The sequence below is a fragment of the Streptomyces alkaliphilus genome (genome assembly GCF_014141535.1).
Taxonomy (GTDB): domain Bacteria; phylum Actinomycetota; class Actinomycetes; order Streptomycetales; family Streptomycetaceae; genus Streptomyces; species Streptomyces alkaliphilus.
The window spans coordinates 1-535 of the sequence record NZ_VKHT01001676.1 but is presented as its reverse complement, the minus strand read 5'-3'; the positions used below and the strand labels follow the sequence as shown (position 1 = coordinate 535).

Here is a 535-nt window from a genome sequence, read left to right as displayed (position 1 = left end):
GGGCCGGGGACGGCCGCCGGTCACCGACGGTCGCCGTCCGGCGGGTCGCCGACGCGGGTGCCGCGGGCGGGGACCGACGGGTGCCGGACGGCCCTTGACCATTCAGCGTACCGGGCCCCGGGCCGGCGGGGGATCGAGTGCCTCCTCCACGGCGCCCGCGGCCCGCTCCGCCTCGCGGGCGCGGGCGGTCTCCCGGCCGTGGAGCACGCCGTGGGTGAAGGCCGACTCACCGGCCGCCTCGGCCTCCTCCGCCAGTTCGAGGAGGGCCTCACGAGCCAGGACACCGTCCTGACGGTCGCCCAGGAGGTCCTGGAGACGGCGGAATCGGGCGGCTTCGTCGCGGGCGGCGGAGCCCAGGACCGGTTCGGCGGTCTCCGCCGCGTAGCGGGCGCGTTTGGCGGCCCGGCGGGCGCGGTGCCAGGCGGCGTCGCGCTCGGGCCCCGCGGGGACGCCCCGGGCGGTGGCCAGCAGGCCGGCGCAGCGCTCGCGTTCACGGCGCAGGGCGCGTTCCAGGACGGGGCGTCCCCGCGGGGCC

The 535-nt window shown here is 80.6% G+C and carries 1 protein-coding gene; it reads right to left on the bottom strand.

Going from position 1 to position 535, the window contains the following annotated elements; all coding sequences use genetic code 11:
* Positions 1–102 precede the first annotated feature (102 nt).
* Positions 103–535 (bottom strand): CHAD domain-containing protein (locus tag FNQ90_RS26275; protein ID WP_182608571.1); only part of this gene is annotated, 433 nt, incomplete at its 5' end.